This is a genomic window from Chitinimonas viridis, from assembly GCF_030409555.1.
GTDB classification, from domain to species: Bacteria; Pseudomonadota; Gammaproteobacteria; order Burkholderiales; family Chitinimonadaceae; genus Chitinimonas; species Chitinimonas viridis.
In genome coordinates, this window is record NZ_JAUFPU010000008.1 from 500,986 (window position 1) to 520,111 (window position 19,126).

Sequence of the window (19,126 nt, forward strand, 5' to 3'; positions counted from 1 at the left end):
ATTGCTCCCCCATGACAGCAAGAATCAAGATCTGCGGCCTGCGTGATGTCGCGACCGCCAGGGCCACTGCCGCTCTGGGTGCCGATGCCATAGGCCTGGTGTTCCACGAGGCCAGCCCGCGCCATGTGTCCATCAATACGGCGCACGAGATTGTGGCGGCCTTGCCACCCTTCGTCAGCACCGTGGGCTTGTTCGTGGATGCCGACCCCAGCCTGGTGGAAGGGGTGCTGCGCACCCTGCCGCTGGACCTGCTGCAGTTCCATGGCGATGAGCCACCGGAATATTGCCGGGCATTTGGGCGGCCCTATATCAAGGCGGTGCGGGTAAAACCCGGCCTTGATTTGTTAGAATTGGCAGACCGCTATGCGGATGCCAGAGGATTGCTGTGCGATGCCTACTCGCCATTGGCGCATGGTGGCACGGGTGAGCGCTTTGACTGGAACTTGTTGCCAGCGTCGCTGCCCTTGCCATTGATACTGTCTGGCGGCCTGGATTCCGCCAATGTGGCTGACGCGATCAGGGCGGTGCGCCCGTGGGCTGTGGATGTCTCTAGTGGCGTTGAGTCTCAGCGTGGCATCAAGGATCTCGACCGTGTGGCGCAGTTCATTGCAGCCGTCCGGCAACATCATTAAAGCCAGTTTCAACCGGAAAACCGATGCATATCAACGATCTACCTGTTCCTGATGTTTACGATCTGCCCGATGCCCGTGGCCGGTTTGGCGAGTATGGCGGTATCTATGTAGCCGAAACCCTGATGGCCGCGCTGGACGAGCTCAAGCAGGAGTACGCCCGTGCCAAGGCCGACAAGGCCTTCATGGACGAGTATCGCTATGAGCTCAAGCACTATGTGGGCCGTCCCAGCCCGATCTACCATGCCAAGCGCTGGTCCGAAATGCTGGGTGGCGCACAGGTCTATCTCAAGCGGGAAGACCTGAACCACACAGGTGCGCACAAGATCAACAACACCATAGGCCAGGCACTGCTGGCGCGCCGCATGGGCAAGAAGCGGGTGATTGCCGAGACCGGGGCGGGCCAGCATGGCGTTGCCTCCGCTACGGTGGCTGCCCGTTATGGTATGGAGTGCGTGGTCTATATGGGCGCCGAGGATGTGCAGCGCCAGGCGGCCAATGTCTATCGCATGAAGCTGATGGGCGCTACCGTCGTGCCGGTGACATCGGGCTCACGTACCCTCAAGGATGCGCTGAATGAGGCCATGCGCGACTGGGTGACCAATGTCGACCATACCTTCTACATACTGGGTACGGCAGCAGGCCCGCACCCCTATCCCATGCTGGTGCGCGACTTCCAGGCGGTGATCGGCGAGGAATCCAAGGTACAGATGGTGGAGATGGCGGGGCGCCAGCCCGATGTGGTGGTGGCGTGCGTGGGTGGTGGCTCCAACGCCATCGGCATGTTCTATCCCTATATCCAGGTTCCTGGTGTGCGCATGATAGGCGTGGAAGCGGGTGGCGATGGCGTGGAGACCGGCCGCCACGCAGCGCCGCTGTCTGCAGGGCGTCCGGGCGTCTTGCACGGCAACCGTACCTACCTGATGCAGGATGCGCATGGCCAGATCATTGAGACCCATTCCATCTCGGCTGGGCTGGACTATCCTGGTGTGGGACCAGAACATAGCTACCTTAAGGACATGGGCAGGGTAGAATATACGGCTGCCAATGATGATGAGGCGCTGGCCGCCTTTCATGAGCTATGCCGTACCGAGGGGATTATCCCGGCGCTGGAGTCCAGCCATGCCTTGGCCTATGCCAAGCGCCTGGCGCCGACTCTGCCTCGCGATCAGATCATCTTGGTCAATTTGTCCGGCCGTGGCGACAAGGATATTCCGACTGTCGCCAAGCTGTCCGGTATCGAACTGTAAGCCTTTACCTAAGCCGGCCGCGATTGCGGCCGGTGCGAGTCTTCTGACCTTATGGCCCGTATACAGACTGTTTTCTCTCGCCTGAAATCCCAGCAAAAGCAGGCGTTGATACCTTATATCACCGCTGGTGACCCGCACCCTGCTGCCACCGTGGGCCTGATGCATGCCCTGGTGGCCGGCGGTGCTGATATTGTTGAACTGGGCGTACCTTTCTCTGACCCCATGGCCGATGGTCCGGTGATCCAGAAGGCGTCCGAACGGGCTTTGGCGCATGGTGTCAGCCTGACCAGTGTACTGGACATGGTGCGTGACTTCCGCCGCCGCGATGCAGAGACTCCCGTCGTACTGATGGGCTATGCCAACCCGGTGGAAGCGATGGGGTATGAAGTGTTCGCCAAGGCCGCCAGCGAGGCTGGTGTCGATGGTGTGCTCACTGTTGATTTGCCGCCCGAAGAGGCAGCAGCGCTGTCCGACATCCTCAAGGCACATGGGCTGGACCCGATTTTCCTGCTGGCGCCCACGACCCCCGATTGGCGTGTGGCGGAAGTGGCCAAGCATGCAGCCGGCTATGTCTACTATGTCTCGCTCAAGGGCGTGACAGGCGCCGCAACGCTGGATATCGACAGTGTTGCCAGCAAGCTGGCGCACCTGCGTGGCCAGTTGAGCCTGCCCATAGGCGTAGGTTTTGGCATACGCGATGCTGCATCGGCACAGGCTGTGGCAAGGATTGCCGATTCGGTGATCATAGGCAGCCGCCTGGTGCAGGAGGTCGAGGAGCACGGCGCTGATGCGGCGGTGAGGCTGACAGCCTTCCTGCGCGAGGTGCGTAGCGCCATGGATGCGGCCCGACAATAATCCCAAACAGGGCCGCCCATGCGGCCCTTTGATTTTTCAAGCGCTTGGTTGAGACGACCAAACAGCGTAGGAGATATGCATGAGCTGGTTGCAGAAACTGCTGCCCCCCAAGATCAAGGCCAAACCTACCGGCCCCAGCAAGTCGGTGCCGGAAGGTTTGTGGAGCAAGTGTTCGGCCTGTGAGGCCGTGCTGTACCGTACTGATCTTGAGAACAATCTGGAAGTGTGCCCGAAGTGCGGCCATCACAATGCCGTAACAGCGCGCCGCCGGCTGGATTTGATGCTGGACGTGGAGGGCAGGGTAGAAATAGGCGCCGAGGTGCGTCCTACCGATTTCCTCAAGTTCAAGGATTCAAAACGCTATCCAGAACGGTTGGAAGCGGCCCGTGAAAACAGTGGCGAAGAAGACGCCATGGTGGTGATGCAGGGCGCTATCCATACCTTGCCGGTAGTGATAGCCGCGTTCGAGTTCAAGTTCATCGGTGGCTCCATGGGTTCGGTGGTGGGCGAGCGCTTTGTGCGTGGTGCGCAGGCAGCCATCGACAATGGCTGTCCCTTCATCTGCGTATCGGCCTCGGGCGGTGCACGCATGCAGGAGGGCCTGATGTCGTTGATGCAGATGGCCAAGACCAGCGCCATCCTGACTCGCCTTGCGGATAAGGGGCTGCCCTTTATTTCGCTGCTGACCGACCCCACCATGGGTGGGGTGTCTGCCTCGTTTGCCTTCCTCGGCGATGTGGTGATAGCTGAACCGGGCGCGCTGATCGGCTTTGCCGGCCCACGCGTGATCGAGCAGACGGTGCGGGAGACCCTGCCAGAGGGCTTCCAGCGGGCGGAATTCCTGCTGGAAAAAGGCGCCATTGATATGATCGTGGACCGCCGCGAGCTGCGTCAGCGCTTGGCGGCCCTGATTACGCTATTGAGCAAACAGCCCGCAGTGGCGGTTTGATTGCAAGACTAAGGCTTAACCAGACACGGCCGCGCGATGCGGCCGTGTCTGTTATCGGAATGGATAAGCATGCGCTTTGATGCGAAAACCCTGCCGGAATGGCTGCAACATCTGGAGCAGCTGCATCCCAGTGCTATCGACATGGGGCTGGCCCGCGTGGCCCAGGTACGCGATTCCATGGGGCTGCGACCTGCGTTTCCCGTCATCATTGTGGGTGGCACCAATGGCAAGGGATCGACCTGCGCCATGCTGTCGGCCGCCTACCGGGCGGCGGGCTTCAAGGTGGGCACCTATGCCAGCCCGCACCTGCTGCATTACAACGAACGTGTTGCCATCAACCTAGTGCCGGCCAGCGACGAAGATATTGTGGCGGGCCTGCGCGCGGTAGAGACGGCGCGGGGCGACACGTCGCTTACCTATTTCGAGTTTGGCACCTTGGCGGCCATGCACCACTTCATGGCGGCGAATGTGGATGTCGCTGTGCTGGAGGTAGGCCTGGGTGGGCGCCTGGATGCAGTGAATGCCTTCGAGCCCGATGTGGCGGCGGTGGTCAGCGTGGATCTGGATCACCAGGGATTTCTGGGTGATACCCGCGAGGCCATCGGATTTGAGAAGGCGGGTATCTTCCGAGCAGGCAAGCCGGCGTTCTGTGCCGACCCCAGGCCGCCGCAAAGCCTGCTGGACCATGCAGCCGCCATCGGCGCTGACCTGCAGGTGATAGGACGCGACTTCAGCTACGTCAACGAAACCACGCAGTGGCGTTGGCGCGGCCGCCATGGGCAGAAGCCAGGACTGCCTTTTCCGGCCCTGCGCGGCGCTTTCCAGCTGGGTAATGCCAGCCTGGTGATTGCCATACTGGATGCCTTGCATGATCTTGTACCGGTAGGCATAGGTGATATCAAGCGCGGCCTGCTGGAAGTGACGCTGGCGGGGCGTTACCAGGTGTTGCCGGGGCGTCCCTCGATTGTGCTGGATGTGGCTCATAATCCCCATGCTGCCGGGGCGCTGGCGCAGAATCTGTTGAACCAGGGTTTCTTCGAGACCACCCATGCCATCTTCAGTGGGCTGGCAGACAAGGATATTGCAGGTGTGCTGGCGCTGTTGCACGACAAGATCGACGTCTGGCATGTGCCTGCTCTGGACGTACCGAGGGCGGAGTCGCCCGAGGTCATCGCCGGGCTGATTGCAGCCTCTGGCGCACGTGGCCGCGTACATATTTATCCCGATGTTGCAGAGGCTTATGCTGCGGCGAGGCTGGCAGCCGGGGAAAATGATAGAATCGCGGCCTTTGGATGTTTCAAGGTCGTGGCCGATGTACTTGCACTGAAGCCACGCTGAAGACAGATATGGCCGACGCCCCGATCAGCGAAGAACTCACTACCCTCAAGAAACGTGCGCGCCGCCGCCTGGTGGGGGCCGTTGCCCTGGTGCTGGTGGCGCTGGTGGTGTTGTGGACGGTAATGGATGACAAACCGCCACAAAGCCTGGCGAGCGAGCCCGTGGCCATCGTCAGCACGACGCCGGGGCTGGCTGGGACGGTGACACCGACGCCAGCGCCAGCACCGTTTCCGCCGTTGCCGCAAGTCGAGGCAACCAAGCCGGCACAGCAGCCGATGACGCCTCCGGTGGTCGAAACCACGCCTGTTACCAAGCCCGAGCCACAGGTCAAGCCGGTGGCTAAGCCAGAGGCCAAACCAGAAGCCAAGCCAGTAGAGAAAAAGCCCGAGAGCAAGCCTGCCGAGGTGCACAAAGACCCTGCCAGGATCCTGGCTGGCATGGAGGAAGAGGCCGATACTGCAGCCAAGCCCAAGCCGGCCACCGATACACGGTTCTTCTTGCAACTGGGTGCCTTTGCCGACAAGGACAAAGCGTTGGGGCTGGTCGCCAAGGCCAGAGGTACCGGGGTGACAGTACAGACCGAGGCTATCAAGACCGACAAGGGGGCGCTGACGCGCTTGCGGGCAGGGCCGTATGACAACCGGGATGCTGCCGAGAAAGCCCATGCCAAGCTGGCTGGCGCCGGCATATCCAGCAGCATTGTTGGCAAATGACAGGGTTTGACTACGCGGTTCTGGTGATAGTCGGGATGTCAGTCCTGCTGGCGGTGTTGCGCGGCGGGGTATCCGAGATACTGTCGCTGGCCGCCTGGATACTGGGTTTCTGGCTGGCGCAGCGGTATGCCGCTACCGTTGGCGCCTTGCTGCCGGCGGATGTGCCCACGACCGAACTGCGCCTGATTGCGGGCTTTGTCGGCATATTGCTGGGTGTATGGTTTGTCTCGGCTATCGTACGCATTACGGTGGCCCAGTTTCTGAAAGCCAGCGGCATGGCGCCGCTGGACCGGTTTATCGGGGCCTTGTTCGGCTTGGCCCGGGGGGTGTTGATCGTGCTTGCTATGGTGATCGTGGCTGGCCTGACTAGCCTGCCGCGCGAGAACATCTGGCGCGATGCCATGTTCAGCCCGCCTTTCGAGGCCTTGGCGGTCACGATCAAACCCTGGTTGCCGCCGCAGTTGGCGGCCTATATTAAGTTTGAATAGAGGGACATCAGGGACCACTTTTCGTCGTGATGCGGTGTCAACAGGAGAGCCCCCGTTCGCCTAGCCTCATGGGGCTAGGCCGGAATGGTTCCAATATACGCCGCCTTCACCCGCAAACAGCGGTGTCTGGCGATCCTCTACAGGGTCTGTCTGGTCGGGAGTACCCGGGGCAGGCCGTACTGGTTTGTAAAGCAAGGAAGCATCATGTGCGGCATTCTCGGTGTGGTGGCAAAGACGCCTGTTAACCAACTGCTCTATGACGGTCTGCTCGTCCTGCAGCATCGCGGCCAGGATGCCGCAGGTATCGTTACGGCGGAACAGAGCGGCGTGATGCATATGCATAAGGGACAGGGCCTGGTAGCGGACGTGTTCCGCACCCGCAATATGCGCTCCCTGATGGGCAATATCGGCATAGGCCATGTCCGCTATCCCACGGCAGGTTCGGCATCCAGCCTGGCGGAAGCACAGCCGTTTTACGTCAACAGCCCTTTCGGCATTGTCCTGGCACACAACGGCAATCTGACTAACCACAAGGAACTGAAGGAGGCGATGTACCGCAATGATTTGCGTCACATCAACACCAATTCGGATTCCGAAGCCCTGCTGAATGTCTTTGCCTACGAACTGCAGAAGCGAGCCATTGGTTTCGCGCTCAAGCCCGACACCATATTCGACGCCATTGCCGCCGTGCATCGCCGGGTCAAGGGTGCCTATGCCGTGGTAGCCATCATCGCCGGTTACGGCCTGGTGGCTTTCCGTGATCCGCACGGTATCCGACCATTGGTGCTGGGTGAGCATGAGACGGCCGAAGGTACGGAATACCTGGTGGCCAGCGAGTCGGTGGCGCTCGATACCATAGGCTTCAAGATGGTGCGCGACGTGGCCCCCGGTGAAGCCCTGTTCATCACCATGGATGGCCAGTTCCACAGCCGGCAGTGTGCCGACAAGGCGACGTTGATCCCGTGCATTTTCGAGCACGTCTACTTTGCCCGCCCCGATTCGGTCATGGACGGTATCTCGGTGTACCAGGCACGCCTCAATATGGGCGACAACCTGGCGGAGAAGATACGCCGCGAACTGCCTGAGATGGATATCGATGTGGTGATCCCCATCCCCGATACCAGCCGCGCCAGCGCCCTGCAGTTGGCCAATCACCTGGGCCTGCCTTATCGCGAGGGCTTTCAGAAGAATCGCTATATCGGCCGGACATTCATCATGCCGGGCCAGGCTACCCGCAAGAAGTCGGTGCGCCAGAAGCTCAATGCCATAGGCGTGGAGTTTAAGGGGCGCAATGTGCTGCTGGTGGACGACTCCATTGTGCGCGGCACGACCTCCAAGGAGATCGTGATGATGGCGCGCGAAGCGGGCGCCAACAAGGTCTACTTCGCCTCGGCGGCGCCACCGGTACGCTTTCCGCATGTGTACGGCATTGATATGCCCACCCGTGCCGAACTGATTGCGACCGGCCGTAATGATGCCCAGATCGCCAAGGAGATCAGCGCTGATGCGGTGTTCTACCAGGATCTCGACGCGCTGGTGCAGGCAGTCAGCGATGCCAGCCAGGGCAGCATCACGGTGTTCGAGACTTCCTGTTTCTCTGGCGAATACATTACCGGCGATGTGGATGCCGCCTATTTGGATGAGATGGAAAACCGTCGGGCCAGCCCTTTGTCCAAGGACAATGACGGTGGTAGCCGCGTGCTGGACATGAATGTCGGTGTTGCAGAGCAGAATCTGATCTAGCACCGGTACAGCCTGCCTGACGGAATGCCTGCGCTTGGCGCGGGTCAGCCAGAACCCACCGCGAGGTGGGTTTTGGCTTTATACAGTTTGTCTCAGGATGATTGCGCTGTAGGGACTCGAGTTCATCTCCGGTCACTGGCATTCGGGTTCTCTCTGCAATCGGATATCACCTAAAGCTTGGTTGCTGAGACTGTTGTTGGAGATGAATTGTACGAGGCCTCCCCGTGCGCCGCTGTGCAATATGGGCAGACAAGCAAAAGCCCACTGAGCGTGGGCTTTTGCTGTACTGGTTGAGGAGGAGGCAGGATCAGGCAAGATCCAGATCGGCCTCGTCTTCTTCCTGCTGTTCGACTGGCAGCGGTGCGCTGATGCCTACTGCCGCGCGGATCTTGCCCTCGATTTCGCGGGCGATGGCCTGGTTTTCCTTCAGGTACTCACGGGCATTGTCCTTGCCCTGGCCTATCTTGTTGCCCTGGTAGGCGTACCAGGCACCGGACTTGTCCACGATCTTGTGCAGCACGCCCAGCTCGATGATCTCGCCTTCGCGGCTGATGCCCTGGCCGTAAAGGATATCGAAGTTGGCTTCGCGGAACGGGGGCGAGACCTTGTTCTTGACGACCTTGACGCGGGTTTCGTTGCCGGCGACTTCTTCGCCTTTCTTGATGGCGCCGGTACGGCGGATATCGAGCCGGACCGAGGCATAGAACTTGAGCGCGTTACCGCCGGTGGTGGTTTCGGGGTTGCCGAACATCACGCCTATCTTCATGCGGATCTGGTTGATGAAGATAACCAGGGTATTGGTGCGTTTGATATTGCCGGTCAGCTTGCGCAGTGCCTGCGACATCAGGCGGGCCTGCAGGCCGACATGGCTGTCGCCCATTTCGCCTTCGATTTCGGCCTTGGGTACCAGGGCGGCGACGGAGTCGACCACGATGATGTCCACGCCACCGGAGCGCACCAGCATATCGGCGATTTCAAGGGCCTGTTCACCGGTATCGGGCTGCGAGATCAGCATGTCGGCCACGTTGACGCCAAGCTTGCCGGCGTAGACGGGGTCGAGTGCGTTTTCAGCATCGATATAGGCGGCAACGCCACCCAGCTTTTGAATCTCGGCAACAACCTGCAGGCAGAGGGTGGTCTTGCCCGAGGACTCTGGGCCGTAGATCTCCACTACACGGCCACGGGGCAGGCCGCCAACGCCAAGTGCCAGATCCAGGCCCAGCGAGCCGGTGGAAACCACCTGCAGATCGTTTTCGATCTGTGCTTCGCCCATCTTCATGATGGAACCCTTGCCGAACTGCTTTTCGATCTGAGCCAGCGCGGCCGCGAGGGCCTTGCTCTTGTTGTCGTCCATGGTGTTTTCCCTTTGCGTGGAGAACGTTCGTTCACCGATAAGAATGGGCGGAATATAGCACATGTGCCGATGCTGTAAAGCACCTGTGTGCAGATATTCAGGTTGGGCGGCCTGGGCCTGTTGCAAATACAAAAGGGCAGCCCTGGGGCTGCCCTTTGCTAACGGCTCGGAAGGCTTAGGCGCGCTTCTTGAACTCGTTGGTGCGGGTGTCGATTTCGATCCTGTCGCCGATTTCGATGAAGGCGGCAACTGGCAGCTCGAAGGTGGTGCCCTTGAGCTTGGCAGGCTTCATGACCTTGCCCGAGGTGTCGCCACGCACGGCAGGTTCGGTGTATTCCACTTCGCGCACGATGGTGGTGGGCAGTTCGACCGAGATGGCGCGGCCATCGTAGAACACCACTTCGCAGACGTCATCCATGCCGTCGACCAGGAAATTCATGGTGTCGCCGAGGTTTTCGGCTTCGACTTCATACTGGTTGAACTCGGTATCCATGAAGACATACATGGGATCGGCGAAGTAGGAGTAGGTGCATTCCTTCTTTTCCAGCACGACCACGTCGAACTTTTCATCTGCCTTGTAAACGGATTCGGAGCCCGAACCGGTCAGCAGGTTCTTCATCTTCATCTTCACGACCGAGGCATTCCGGCCGGACTTGCTGTATTCAGCCTTCAACACGACCATGGGCTGACCATCGACCATGGCCACATTGCCGGCGCGGAGTTCTTGTGCGGTTTTCATGCTGGTAGATCCTGCGAAAAAGATAAGCGTTTGATAAAACGCAGCATTATAGCCGCCCACGGGCTGTTAGCGCCACCTCGCCGGAAGGCTTATTGCGGCAGGGTACTTTTTTCTGTAGCAAATGCGGCCAGTTGTTGCATCAGGTCGGGCCGTTCGGTCTGTTGCGCGCACCAGCGTAGCGCCTGCTGCCGCAAGGCCGGGCCGTGTGCGGCAAGGGCCGGCCAGGCGGCGCTGCAGGCCTTGCCGTCGCCATGGTTCCAGGCGCGCCAGAATGCCCTCAGGCTATCGGCGGCAGGGGCTGCCAGTGTCTCGCTGTAACGGTGCATGAAGGCTTCCAGCTTGACCATGTGGGCGGCATCGTCCTGCGGGTAGATATGCCAGACCAGGGGCTGGCCAGCCCACTGTGCCCGTACAAACGAATCCTCCCCCCGCACGAAATTCCAGTCGCAGGCCCAGAGCAGCTTGTCGTAGTCGGGCTGTGGCAGAAATGGCAGGGCATGCAGTAGCAACCGACCCTGGCGGATGCTACTACCCACGGTAAAGGGCCGTTCCAGCCAGGCTTCCACCTGCTGCCTGGGTTTGCCATCAGCCACCAGCAAGGTGAGTTCCTGGTTCAGGCGCCAGTGCTGCAGCATTGCGGGCAGGGCAGGGTTGTCGTAGCAGAACAGGGAAACCAGCGGCTGTGCCGGCTGGGGTGGGCTGATGCCCAGTCCTTGCAGGAACTCAACCTGGTCGAATGCCGCCCGCTGGGTGAGCAGGCCGGCCTCGCGTAGCAAGCCACCGGTGGCCGGGGTAAAGCCAGGGAAGAAGAAGTAATGGGTCAACGGCAACCTGGGGTGGCGGGAGCCCAGCCTGTGGCAGCCCTCGACCCAGTCTTCGGCTGAGAGGTAGTCGAGATTGATCCAGACGGGCTTGGGCTGGCTTGCTGCCATGGCAGCGAGAAAAGCCTCCGGCGGGTTGCAGGCAAACGCCTCGATCACCACCGCGTGTGGCGCCACCGCCACCCAGGGGCTGCACCAGTGCCGTATTTCCACGCCATCGCAGTGCTGCTGGGTTGCCGAGCCATCTATCGCCGGATTGAGGCGGGCGAATGCGGCCAGGTCGTCCACCCACAAGCGTACCGGCTCCTTGCGCTCCTGCGCCAGTTGGCGTGCCAGGCGCCAGCAGATGCCTATGTCCCCATAGTTGTCTATGACGGTACAGAAGATATCCCAGGAGAGTCGCATGGGTCGATTTTACCTTGCTCGGGGTAGTGGTAGGCCTGCTTTGCGTGCGTACTGTACAAAGCATTGACATAAATTTGATGCCAGCCTAGAGTGAAGGCATGGAAACCACTCCCCACCCCTTGCCTGAAGGCGCCAGCATTGCCGTTGTCGGCGCTGGTATTGCCGGCCTTGCATCTGCCTGGCTGCTGGCCCGGCGCTATAGAGTAACGCTGCTTGAGTCTGGCGATTATTTCGGTGGCCATACCAATACGGTGGACGTGACCCTGGAAGGCCAGACCTACCCGGTGGATACCGGCTTTCTGGTGCACAACGAGCTGACCTACCCCAATCTGATTGCCATGTTCCAGCATCTGGATGTAGCGGTGTTTCCCAGTGACATGTCTTTTGGCGTGTCCATCAGCGACCCTGATATCGAATGGGCTGGCACCAGCCTGGCTACAGTGTTTGCGCAGAAGCGCAACCTGTTGCGGCCTGCCTATCTGGTCATGCTGGCCGACATCATGCGTTTCAATCGCGCCGCGCCGGCATACCTGCAAGAAGCCAGCCAGAGAGGCTGGACGCTGGGTGAGCTACTGGCCGCACACGGCTATGGCAAGCCCATGCGGGATTGGTATCTGCTGCCTATGGCGGCGGCCATCTGGTCTTCATCCGTACAGGACATTCTGGGTTTTCCTGCAGAAACCTTCCTCCGCTTCTGCCTGAACCATCGCCTGCTGCAAGTGGCTGGTCGGCCGCAGTGGCGTACTGTGCTGGGGGGGGCGCGGGAGTATGTAAAGAAGCTGCTGGAAGGCGTACAGGATGCACGCCTGGCCAGCCCGGTCAGCAAGATACAGCGGGACGAATCCGGCGTAAGCCTCACCTTGCCCGCTGGCAAGGAGCGGTTCGATGCAGTGGTGTTGGCATGCCATGCACCGACCAGCCTGGCCATGCTGGATGCAGACGACGCCGAGCGTCAGGTGCTGGCGGGTTTCAGCTACCAGCCCAACCGCGCCTTGCTGCATACCGATCGTCGCTTGCTTCCCCGCCGGGAGAAGGTCTGGTCTGCCTGGAACTACCTGGCCGCAGCGGGTGATGCACAGTCGCGGCCGGTGGCTGTGAGCTATCTGCTCAACCAGCTGCAACCCCTGCCGTTCAAGACCCCCGTGGTGGTCACGCTGAACCCGCATACCGAACCTGCGCCGGAATCCTTGATTGCTAGCTTCGACTATGAGCATCCCGTCATGAATCAAGCTGCGGTAGCGGCGCAGGCGCGATTGCCACAGATACAGGGGCGCCGCCGTACCTGGTTCTGCGGTGCCTGGGCTGGCTATGGCTTTCATGAAGATGGCTTGAAGTCTGCTCTGCGGGTTGCTCGCGACCTGGGTGTTACGCCGCCTTGGGAGGCGGTCTATGACTAAGCCGGCGGAACAAGGGGCGGTACAGTTTTGCCGGGGCAGGGTACTGCATGCACGCAGCCGCCCGCGCCTCAATCGCTTTGTCTACCCGGTGTTCTTTCTGCGCTTGCGGCTGACCGACCCGGCAGGTTTGCGGGCTGCCAGTGGCCCCTGGTTTGGCTACCAGCGGGCAGGTCTGTTGAGCTTTCATGATCGCGACCATGGTGGGCGCGATGGTGGCGATCTGTTGGCCTGGCTGGACGGCCGTCTTGCGGCTGCGGGAATGCAGCGGCCTGATGGCGACGTCTGGCTGCAGACTTTTCCCCGCCTGATGGGCTATGCCTTCAAGCCGGTCAGCTTCTGGTTTTGCCATGACCGCAGCGGTGCCCTGACATTGCTGCTGGCCGAGGTAAACAACACCTTCGGCGAGCGACACCAGTATGTGCTTATCCCGCCCAATGGCGGGGTGATCGATAACGATACTTCGCTGAGCTGCAGCAAGGTGTTCCATGTCTCGCCCTTCTGTGAGGTCAAGGGCAGTTATCGGTTTCGGATTCGCCGGCACGGCGATCTGCATAGCGCTGGCATCGACTACTACGACGGCCAGGATCAAGCACGGCCCCTGCTCAAGACGGCGTTATGGGGCAGGGCCGAGCCCTTGCGCGCTGGCCGCGTGCTGGCCGCCGTGCTAGCCATGCCCTTCATGACCCTGGGCGTGGTGGCAAGGATACATTGGCAGGCGCTGCGCCTGTGGGGGAAGGGTGTGCCTTTCTTCCGCAAACCCGCTGCGCCTGAGCGAGAAGTCACCCATAACATCGAGGTAATACGATGAACCGCAATGATCTGGCACTGCCATACCGGACTGAAGGGCTGCCACTGGGTGCCCGACTTTTTGTGGGCATGCTGCAAAAGCTGTCAACGGGCTCTCTGACACTGGTGGACCCCCAGGGCCAGGTAGCCCATTTCGGCATGCTGGGCGCCTGCCCCCATGCCGAGCTACAGGTGCATGACTGGCGTGCTGCCACCGCCATACTGCGGCAAGGCGATATCGGTTTTGCCGAGAGCTACAAGCAGGGCTGGGTGGACAGCAGCGATATGCTGGCCTTGTTTACGCTAGCCCTGCGCAATGAGGCTGCCATGAGCCAGGCCGTGAACGGTCGCTGGTGGGCACTGCTGCTCAAGCGTCTGGCGCATCTGGTCTTGCGTGACAACAATCGTCGCGGTAGCCGCCGCAATATCTCGGCCCATTATGATCTGGGCAATCCCTTCTACCAGCTGTGGCTAGATCCCTCGATGTCTTATTCGGCCGCGCTGTTCCAGCCTGGCGCAGAGCAGACGCTGGAAGCGGCTCAATGGGCCAAGTACGACCGCATCCTGGATCAACTGAATGCTGCGCCGGGGCAAACGGTGCTGGAGATTGGGTGCGGCTGGGGAGGCTTCGCCGAACGTGCTGCCCAGCGTGGCCTGAAGGTGCATGGGGTGACCCTGTCGACCGAGCAATTGGCCTGGGCCCAGGCACGTATGGCACGCCTGGGGCTGAGCGAGCAGGTCAGCCTGACGTTGACCGACTATCGCGATATCGAGGGGCAATTCGACCACATCGTCTCCATCGAGATGGTGGAGGCGGTTGGAGAGCGCTGGTGGCCGACCTACTTTGGCAAGCTGGCCAGTTTACGCAAGCCCGGTGGGCGCGTGGTCATACAGTCCATCGATATCGTGGACGAGCGTTTCGAGAGCTACCGTAGCGGCACAGACTTCATCCAGCAGTACATCTTTCCTGGCGGCATGCTGCCCAGCCCGCAGCGCTTTGAGGCGCAAGCCCGCGCAGCGGGTCTTTTGGTCCTGGATCAGCTGGAGTTTGGCCTGGATTACGCGGCAACCCTGCGCCTTTGGCGCATGCGCTTTGAAGAGGCGCTGGAGACGGTACGTGCCCAGGGTTACGACGAGGCGTTCATCCGGCTTTGGCGCATGTACTTCATCTACTGCGAGGCGGGCTTTCGTGAAGGTAGAACCGGGGTGAGGCAATGGACACTGGGTTGATGCGACTGCTGCTGGTGCTCTTGCTGTCGGTTGCCGCCCAGGCAAGCTGGCGCGATGCCTTGCCTGGTGCGCGGACGGTAGGGCAGGGGGAGATGCGCTGGTTTGGCCTCAAGCTCTATCGTGCCGAACTGCTTAGTCACAGTGGCAAATACGATCCCCAGCAGGGCCATGCCCTGGTGCTGACTTATGCGCGCAGCTTCAAGGCGGATCGCATCATTGATGCCAGCCTGGAGCAGATGGCTAGGCTGGGTGCGCCCCAGGCACGCTTTGATGATTGGACCGCGCATATGCGACGCGGTTTTGTCGATGTCAGCGAGGGCGATGCCCTGGTGGGCGTGCTGCAGCCGGGCAAAGGCATACGCTTTTATGCGGGCGAGCGGCTGACGGCCGATATTGATGACCCGGAGTTTGCCCGTTGGTTCTTTGCCATCTGGCTGGATGCGCGTACCAGTGAGCCCGGTCTGCGCAAGCAGTTACTGGGCGGCGCGCCATGAAAACCACTGGCCTGCTCGCCTACGCTGCGTTGGGGTGGCCGCTGGCCATGGCGGCCTTGCCGGTCTATGTGACTGCGCCTCAGTTCTATGGCGCAGAGCTGGGGCTCAATCTGGCCAGCCTAGGCTTGGTGCTGTTTCTGGCGCGCCTGGTTGATACGGTTCAGGACCCCTGGCTGGGCCGCTTGGTGGACGCCTGGCAGCACAAACCTGCTGGCTGGCGGCGACTGATGCTGCTGGGCGGCGCTACGCTGGCGGCCAGTCTGTTTGCCTTGTTCACGCCGCCGCAACTGGCCAGCTGGGGTCTTCACGCCTGGCTGGCTGTCTGCCTAGTAGTGGTGTACACCGCCCACAGTCTGGTCAATATCTGCTACCTGGCCTGGGGTGCCAGGCTGACCGACGACGTGGATGCGCGCTCGCGGGTGACCGCATGGCGTGAGGCAGCGGGTCTGGCGGGGGTGCTGCTGGCCTCGGTACTCCCGGTTTGGCTGGTACAGCAATATGGTGCGCGACTGGGTTACAGCTTCTACGCGCTGGTGTTTGCGGTCGTGCTGTTGCTGGCCCTGGCCTACACCCTGCGCTGCTCCCCGCCGCCATTGCTGCCACCGAAGCGGGCAGGCTCCAATTGGCGCCTGCTGCTGCAACCGCCGGCCATACGACGGTTGATGCTGATTTACCTGATCAACTCCCTGGCTGTGGCACTGCCCGCCACGCTGGTGCTGTTCTATATCGCCGATGTGTTGCAAGCACCTGCTGCTGCCGGCGGCCTGCTGCTGGTTTATTTTCTGGCCGGTGCCCTTACCTTGCCCTGCTGGGTAATGCTGGCCGACCGCATAGGCAAGGCCAGGGCCTGGTTGGTGGGCATGGTGCTTGGCAGTTGCGCATTTTTCTGGGCGGCTAGCCTGGGGAGCGGCGATGTCTGGCAGTTTGGCCTCGTCTGCCTGCTGTCGGGCATGGCACTGGGCGCTGATCTGGCATTGCCGCCCGCCTTGCTGGCCGATCTGATTCCGTCTGGGATGCGCCAGGATACCGGGCTTTACTTCGGCATCTGGGCCATGCTGGGCAAGCTGGCATTGGCCCTGGCTGCCGGCCTGGCGCTACCGCTGTTGCATGGCCTTGGCTATGTGCCGGGCAGTCCTGCGGCTGCCGGGGCGCTGGCCATGATCTATGCCGGCGTGCCCTGCGTGCTCAAGCTGTTCAACGGCTTGCTGCTCTTGGGGTCGAGCACCGCATTCAATCCTCAACCTCTGCCGGAGCCTACCCCATGAAGCGCTTGCTGGTCATGCTGATTGCCTGTTTCTTGTTGGGCTGCGCCGGGGTGGATGTCAACCACTACGCACGCCAAGGGCCGACCCTAGATCTGCCCAGTTATTTCAATGGCACCATTGATGCCTGGGGTGTGTTTCAGAAGCGAAATGGAGAGGTGGCCCGCCGATTCAAGGTGGAGATGCGCTGTAGCTGGGTGGGCGATACTGGCACCCTGGATGAACGTTTTGTCTATGACGATGGCGAGACGCAGCGGCGCGTCTGGACCCTTACCCGGCAGGCTGATGGCAGTTGGCAGGGCCGTGCTGACGATGTGTTGGGCGTAGCGGTGGGCCGTGTGGCCGGCAATGCCCTGCACTGGCGCTACACCATCAAGCTGCCGGTGGATGGGACGGTTTATGAGGTGGCTTTCGACGACTGGATGTGGCTGCTGGACGAGCAGACCATGTTCAACCGCTCTACCATGTCCAAGTTCGGCGTGAACCTCGGTGAGGTCTCGCTGTTCTTTCGCAAGCGGTCGTGATTATGGCCAGCATGAACCGACCGATACAGGACTGGCGCACGCAGCGGGTGTGGCTGGTAGGTGCCTCCAGCGGGATAGGGGAGGCCTTTGCCCAAGCCTTGCTGGCCGCAGGGGCCAAAGTGGTCTTGTCTGCCAGGCGGGAGAGCGAACTGCGGCGAGTGGCGGGTGCGCATGCGCTGGCGGCAGTCGTGGCTTTTGACGCTGCCGCCGAGGCAGAGTGGCCGGCAGCCCATGCCAAGGCGGAGGCAGCCTTTGGTGGCCTGGACCTAGTGGTGTTCCTGGCGGCGCGCTATGAGCCGCAGCGTGCCTGGGAGCTGGATGCCGCTGCCGCGACGCGTAGCTTTGAGCTCAATGTGCTGAGTGTGTATCGAGGCTTGACGCTGGTACTGCCCGCCATGCTGGCCAACGGCTGTGGCGGTGTCGCGCTGGTTGCCAGTGTGTCGGGCTATACCGGTTTGCCCAAGGCTTCGGTCTATGGCGCTACCAAGGCGGCGCTGATCAATCTGGCCGAGACGCTGTACTTTGACCTGGCACCCCGTGGCTTGGCCATCTACCTGGTCAATCCTGGCTTTGTCGCCACCCCCATGACCCGTGCCAACGATTTCAGCATGCCTGAGTTGATGACGCCACAAGCGGCTGCCCAAGCCATGCTGGCGGGCATGGCGGCCGGACGCTTCGAGATTCGTTTTCCCCGTCGTTTCACCAGCATGCTGTGGTGGCTTAGCAGGCTGCCCTATAGCTGGCGCTTTCCCTTGCTGCACAAGGTTACCGGACTATGAAGCCCCGTTTTGAAGAGATCATCCGCTGGTTTGAATCGCTGACGCCAGCCAGCCTGACCGGCATTGCTCACTATTACGCCCCCCTGGCTCGGTTCAAGGATCCGTTCAATGATGTGCGGGGCCTGCCCGCCATCGAACGTATTTACCAGCATATGTTCGACACGCTTGCGCAACCCCGCTTTGTGGTGGAGAGCAGTATTGTCGAAGCGGAACGCGCCTTTGTTGTCTGGCGCTTCGAGTTTGGCTTGCGTGGGCGTGCCATGGTGATACGTGGTGGCTCGCAGCTGGAGCTGGATAGCCAGGGCTTGATCGTATTGCACCACGACTATTGGGATGCCGCCGAGCAGCTCTATGAGCATGTGCCGGTGCTGGGTGCGGTGTTGCGCATGATCAAGCGAAGGCTGGCAACATGAGTGCATCTGGTCAAGAGGAGCGCGGCTTGCAGATGCCGATTGGGGCGGTCGAAAAGGAAACCAGGGTATCCAAGGAGCTGCTGCGGATGTGGGAGCGGCGCTATGGCTTCCCTTTGCCCGACCGCGATGAGAGTGGTGATCGGGTCTACAGCCGCGAGACGGTGGAGAAGCTCAAGCTGATACGCCTGTTGATAGACCGGGGATACCGCCCCGGCCGCTTGATGAATATGCAGCTGGCGGCCTTGCGAGACTTGCAGGCAGGTTCGCCACGGCAGGGGGTGCCGGTGGCTACGTCCCTGCCCGTGGGGCCGGGGGATGAGTTGGTTGCCCTGCTGCAGCAGAACGATGTGAACGGGATGCGGCGCTGGTTGAGCCAGCAGCTGATAGACCATGGCTTGCGCAGGTTTGTGACGGTCAGCCTGCAGCATGCCAACCAGGCTGTTGGTGCGGCATGGCAGCGAGGAGAGTTGGCCATCCATGCTGAACACCTCTACACCGAGCAAGTACAGATGATGCTGCGCCAGGCGCTGCTGCAACTGTATCCGATGGGGCAGGCACCTCGCGTCTTGGTGACCACGATGCCGGATGAGCCGCATCAGCTTGGTATGCTGATGGCGGAGGTCATGCTCTGGCTGGAGGGGTGCACCATACTGGCCATGGGCACCGAACTGCCGCTGGCAGATATAGCCGCTGCGGCCATTGCCCACAAAGTGGATGTGGTGGCCTTGTCCTTCAGTGCTGCCTATGGTGAGCAGGCGGCACGCCAGATGCTGAATAGCCTGGCTGGCCGGCTGCCTGATGGCATGCAGATTTGGGCAGGGGGCAGTGGTGTGCGCCCAGACGACGGGCTGGCCAGCAGCATTCGTATCGTGGCCAGCCTGGACCAGATAGGTGCTGTGGCCAAGGCGTGGCGTACGGGACGATCCCTGTAGAGCGGCTAACAAAACCCTTCTGGCG

At 61.2% G+C, this 19,126-nt stretch carries 20 protein-coding genes; 17 read left to right on the forward strand and 3 right to left on the reverse strand.

Going from position 1 to position 19,126, the window contains the following annotated elements; genetic code table 11:
• Nucleotides 1-11 precede the first annotated feature (11 nt).
• The 8 genes from QWZ03_RS11035 (at nucleotide 12) to purF (ending at nucleotide 7,965) form a co-directional block, all read left to right on the forward strand.
• Nucleotides 12-632 (forward strand): phosphoribosylanthranilate isomerase, encoded by a 621-nt coding sequence (locus QWZ03_RS11035; protein WP_290332756.1) that lies wholly within the window; start codon nucleotides 12-14, stop codon nucleotides 630-632.
• A gap of 23 nt (nucleotides 633-655) precedes the next feature.
• A complete protein-coding gene (gene trpB / locus QWZ03_RS11040; protein WP_290332757.1) occupies nucleotides 656-1,879 on the forward strand; it encodes a tryptophan synthase subunit beta in 1,224 nt (407 codons plus the stop codon).
• Nucleotides 1,880-1,930: 51 nt separating this feature from the next.
• Nucleotides 1,931-2,734, forward strand: coding sequence for a tryptophan synthase subunit alpha (trpA, locus tag QWZ03_RS11045; RefSeq protein WP_290332758.1), 804 nt, complete (start codon nucleotides 1,931-1,933; stop codon nucleotides 2,732-2,734).
• Nucleotides 2,735-2,813: 79 nt separating this feature from the next.
• Nucleotides 2,814-3,683 carry an acetyl-CoA carboxylase, carboxyltransferase subunit beta gene (gene accD / locus QWZ03_RS11050; RefSeq protein WP_284196439.1) on the forward strand — a complete coding sequence of 290 codons (870 nt, stop codon included), beginning with the start codon at nucleotides 2,814-2,816 and terminating at the stop codon, nucleotides 3,681-3,683.
• Nucleotides 3,684-3,752: 69 nt separating this feature from the next.
• Nucleotides 3,753-5,021, forward strand: a complete 1,269-nt coding sequence (folC, locus tag QWZ03_RS11055) for a bifunctional tetrahydrofolate synthase/dihydrofolate synthase (RefSeq protein WP_290332759.1) — start codon at nucleotides 3,753-3,755, stop codon at nucleotides 5,019-5,021.
• Nucleotides 5,022-5,029: 8 nt separating this feature from the next.
• Nucleotides 5,030-5,734: an SPOR domain-containing protein gene (locus tag QWZ03_RS11060; RefSeq protein WP_290332760.1), complete on the forward strand. Its 705-nt coding sequence runs from the start codon at nucleotides 5,030-5,032 to the stop codon at nucleotides 5,732-5,734.
• Entirely contained in the window at nucleotides 5,731-6,222 is a 492-nt protein-coding gene (locus tag QWZ03_RS11065) for a CvpA family protein (RefSeq protein WP_284196436.1), read from the forward strand. The genes QWZ03_RS11060 and QWZ03_RS11065 overlap by 4 nt, the downstream gene beginning before the upstream one ends.
• A 204-nt stretch (nucleotides 6,223-6,426) precedes the next feature.
• Nucleotides 6,427-7,965 (forward strand): amidophosphoribosyltransferase, encoded by a 1,539-nt coding sequence (gene purF, locus QWZ03_RS11070; RefSeq protein ID WP_290332761.1) that lies wholly within the window; start codon nucleotides 6,427-6,429, stop codon nucleotides 7,963-7,965.
• Between the two features lie 307 nt (nucleotides 7,966-8,272).
• On the opposite strand, the gene recA is transcribed toward purF, so the two are convergent.
• The 3 genes from recA to earP all read right to left on the reverse strand — a co-directional run bounded on the left by recA (nucleotide 8,273) and on the right by earP (nucleotide 11,284).
• A complete protein-coding gene (gene recA, locus QWZ03_RS11075; RefSeq protein WP_284196433.1) occupies nucleotides 8,273-9,319 on the reverse strand; it encodes a recombinase RecA in 1,047 nt (348 codons plus the stop codon).
• Between the two features lie 175 nt (nucleotides 9,320-9,494).
• Complete coding sequence (efp, locus tag QWZ03_RS11080) at nucleotides 9,495-10,058, reverse strand: elongation factor P (RefSeq protein ID WP_290332762.1); 564 nt, start codon at nucleotides 10,056-10,058, stop codon at nucleotides 9,495-9,497.
• An 89-nt stretch (nucleotides 10,059-10,147) separates the two neighbouring features.
• Nucleotides 10,148-11,284 carry an elongation factor P maturation arginine rhamnosyltransferase EarP gene (gene earP, locus QWZ03_RS11085; RefSeq protein WP_290332763.1) on the reverse strand — a complete coding sequence of 379 codons (1,137 nt, stop codon included), beginning with the start codon at nucleotides 11,282-11,284 and terminating at the stop codon, nucleotides 10,148-10,150.
• Between the two features lie 98 nt (nucleotides 11,285-11,382).
• Between earP and QWZ03_RS11090 the strand changes: the two genes are divergently transcribed.
• From QWZ03_RS11090 to QWZ03_RS11130, 9 genes are read left to right on the forward strand one after another with little or no spacing between them, the layout of a single operon-like run.
• Nucleotides 11,383-12,681: an NAD(P)/FAD-dependent oxidoreductase gene (locus QWZ03_RS11090; protein ID WP_290332764.1), complete on the forward strand. Its 1,299-nt coding sequence runs from the start codon at nucleotides 11,383-11,385 to the stop codon at nucleotides 12,679-12,681.
• Entirely contained in the window at nucleotides 12,674-13,489 is an 816-nt protein-coding gene (locus tag QWZ03_RS11095) for a DUF1365 domain-containing protein (RefSeq protein ID WP_290332765.1), read from the forward strand. The genes QWZ03_RS11090 and QWZ03_RS11095 overlap by 8 nt, the downstream gene beginning before the upstream one ends.
• Nucleotides 13,486-14,697, forward strand: a complete 1,212-nt coding sequence (locus QWZ03_RS11100; RefSeq protein ID WP_290332766.1) for an SAM-dependent methyltransferase — start codon at nucleotides 13,486-13,488, stop codon at nucleotides 14,695-14,697. Before QWZ03_RS11095 ends, QWZ03_RS11100 begins: the two co-directional genes overlap by 4 nt.
• The gene (locus QWZ03_RS11105) at nucleotides 14,697-15,191 is read left to right on the forward strand and encodes a chalcone isomerase family protein (protein ID WP_290332767.1); all 495 of its coding nucleotides are present in this window, start codon (nucleotides 14,697-14,699) and stop codon (nucleotides 15,189-15,191) included. The genes QWZ03_RS11100 and QWZ03_RS11105 overlap by 1 nt, the downstream gene beginning before the upstream one ends.
• On the forward strand, nucleotides 15,188-16,456 hold the full coding sequence (locus QWZ03_RS11110; protein ID WP_290332768.1) for an MFS transporter: 1,269 nt from the start codon (nucleotides 15,188-15,190) through the stop codon (nucleotides 16,454-16,456). The genes QWZ03_RS11105 and QWZ03_RS11110 overlap by 4 nt, the downstream gene beginning before the upstream one ends.
• Complete coding sequence (locus tag QWZ03_RS11115) at nucleotides 16,453-16,977, forward strand: DUF3833 domain-containing protein (RefSeq protein WP_290332769.1); 525 nt, start codon at nucleotides 16,453-16,455, stop codon at nucleotides 16,975-16,977. The genes QWZ03_RS11110 and QWZ03_RS11115 overlap by 4 nt, the downstream gene beginning before the upstream one ends.
• Nucleotides 16,978-16,988: 11 nt before the next feature.
• A complete protein-coding gene (locus tag QWZ03_RS11120; protein WP_290332770.1) occupies nucleotides 16,989-17,756 on the forward strand; it encodes an SDR family NAD(P)-dependent oxidoreductase in 768 nt (255 codons plus the stop codon).
• Entirely contained in the window at nucleotides 17,753-18,169 is a 417-nt protein-coding gene (locus QWZ03_RS11125) for a nuclear transport factor 2 family protein (protein WP_290332771.1), read from the forward strand. The genes QWZ03_RS11120 and QWZ03_RS11125 overlap by 4 nt, the downstream gene beginning before the upstream one ends.
• Entirely contained in the window at nucleotides 18,166-19,101 is a 936-nt protein-coding gene (locus QWZ03_RS11130; protein WP_290332772.1) for a MerR family transcriptional regulator, read from the forward strand. Before QWZ03_RS11125 ends, QWZ03_RS11130 begins: the two co-directional genes overlap by 4 nt.
• The last annotated feature ends 25 nt before the right edge of the window (nucleotides 19,102-19,126 follow it).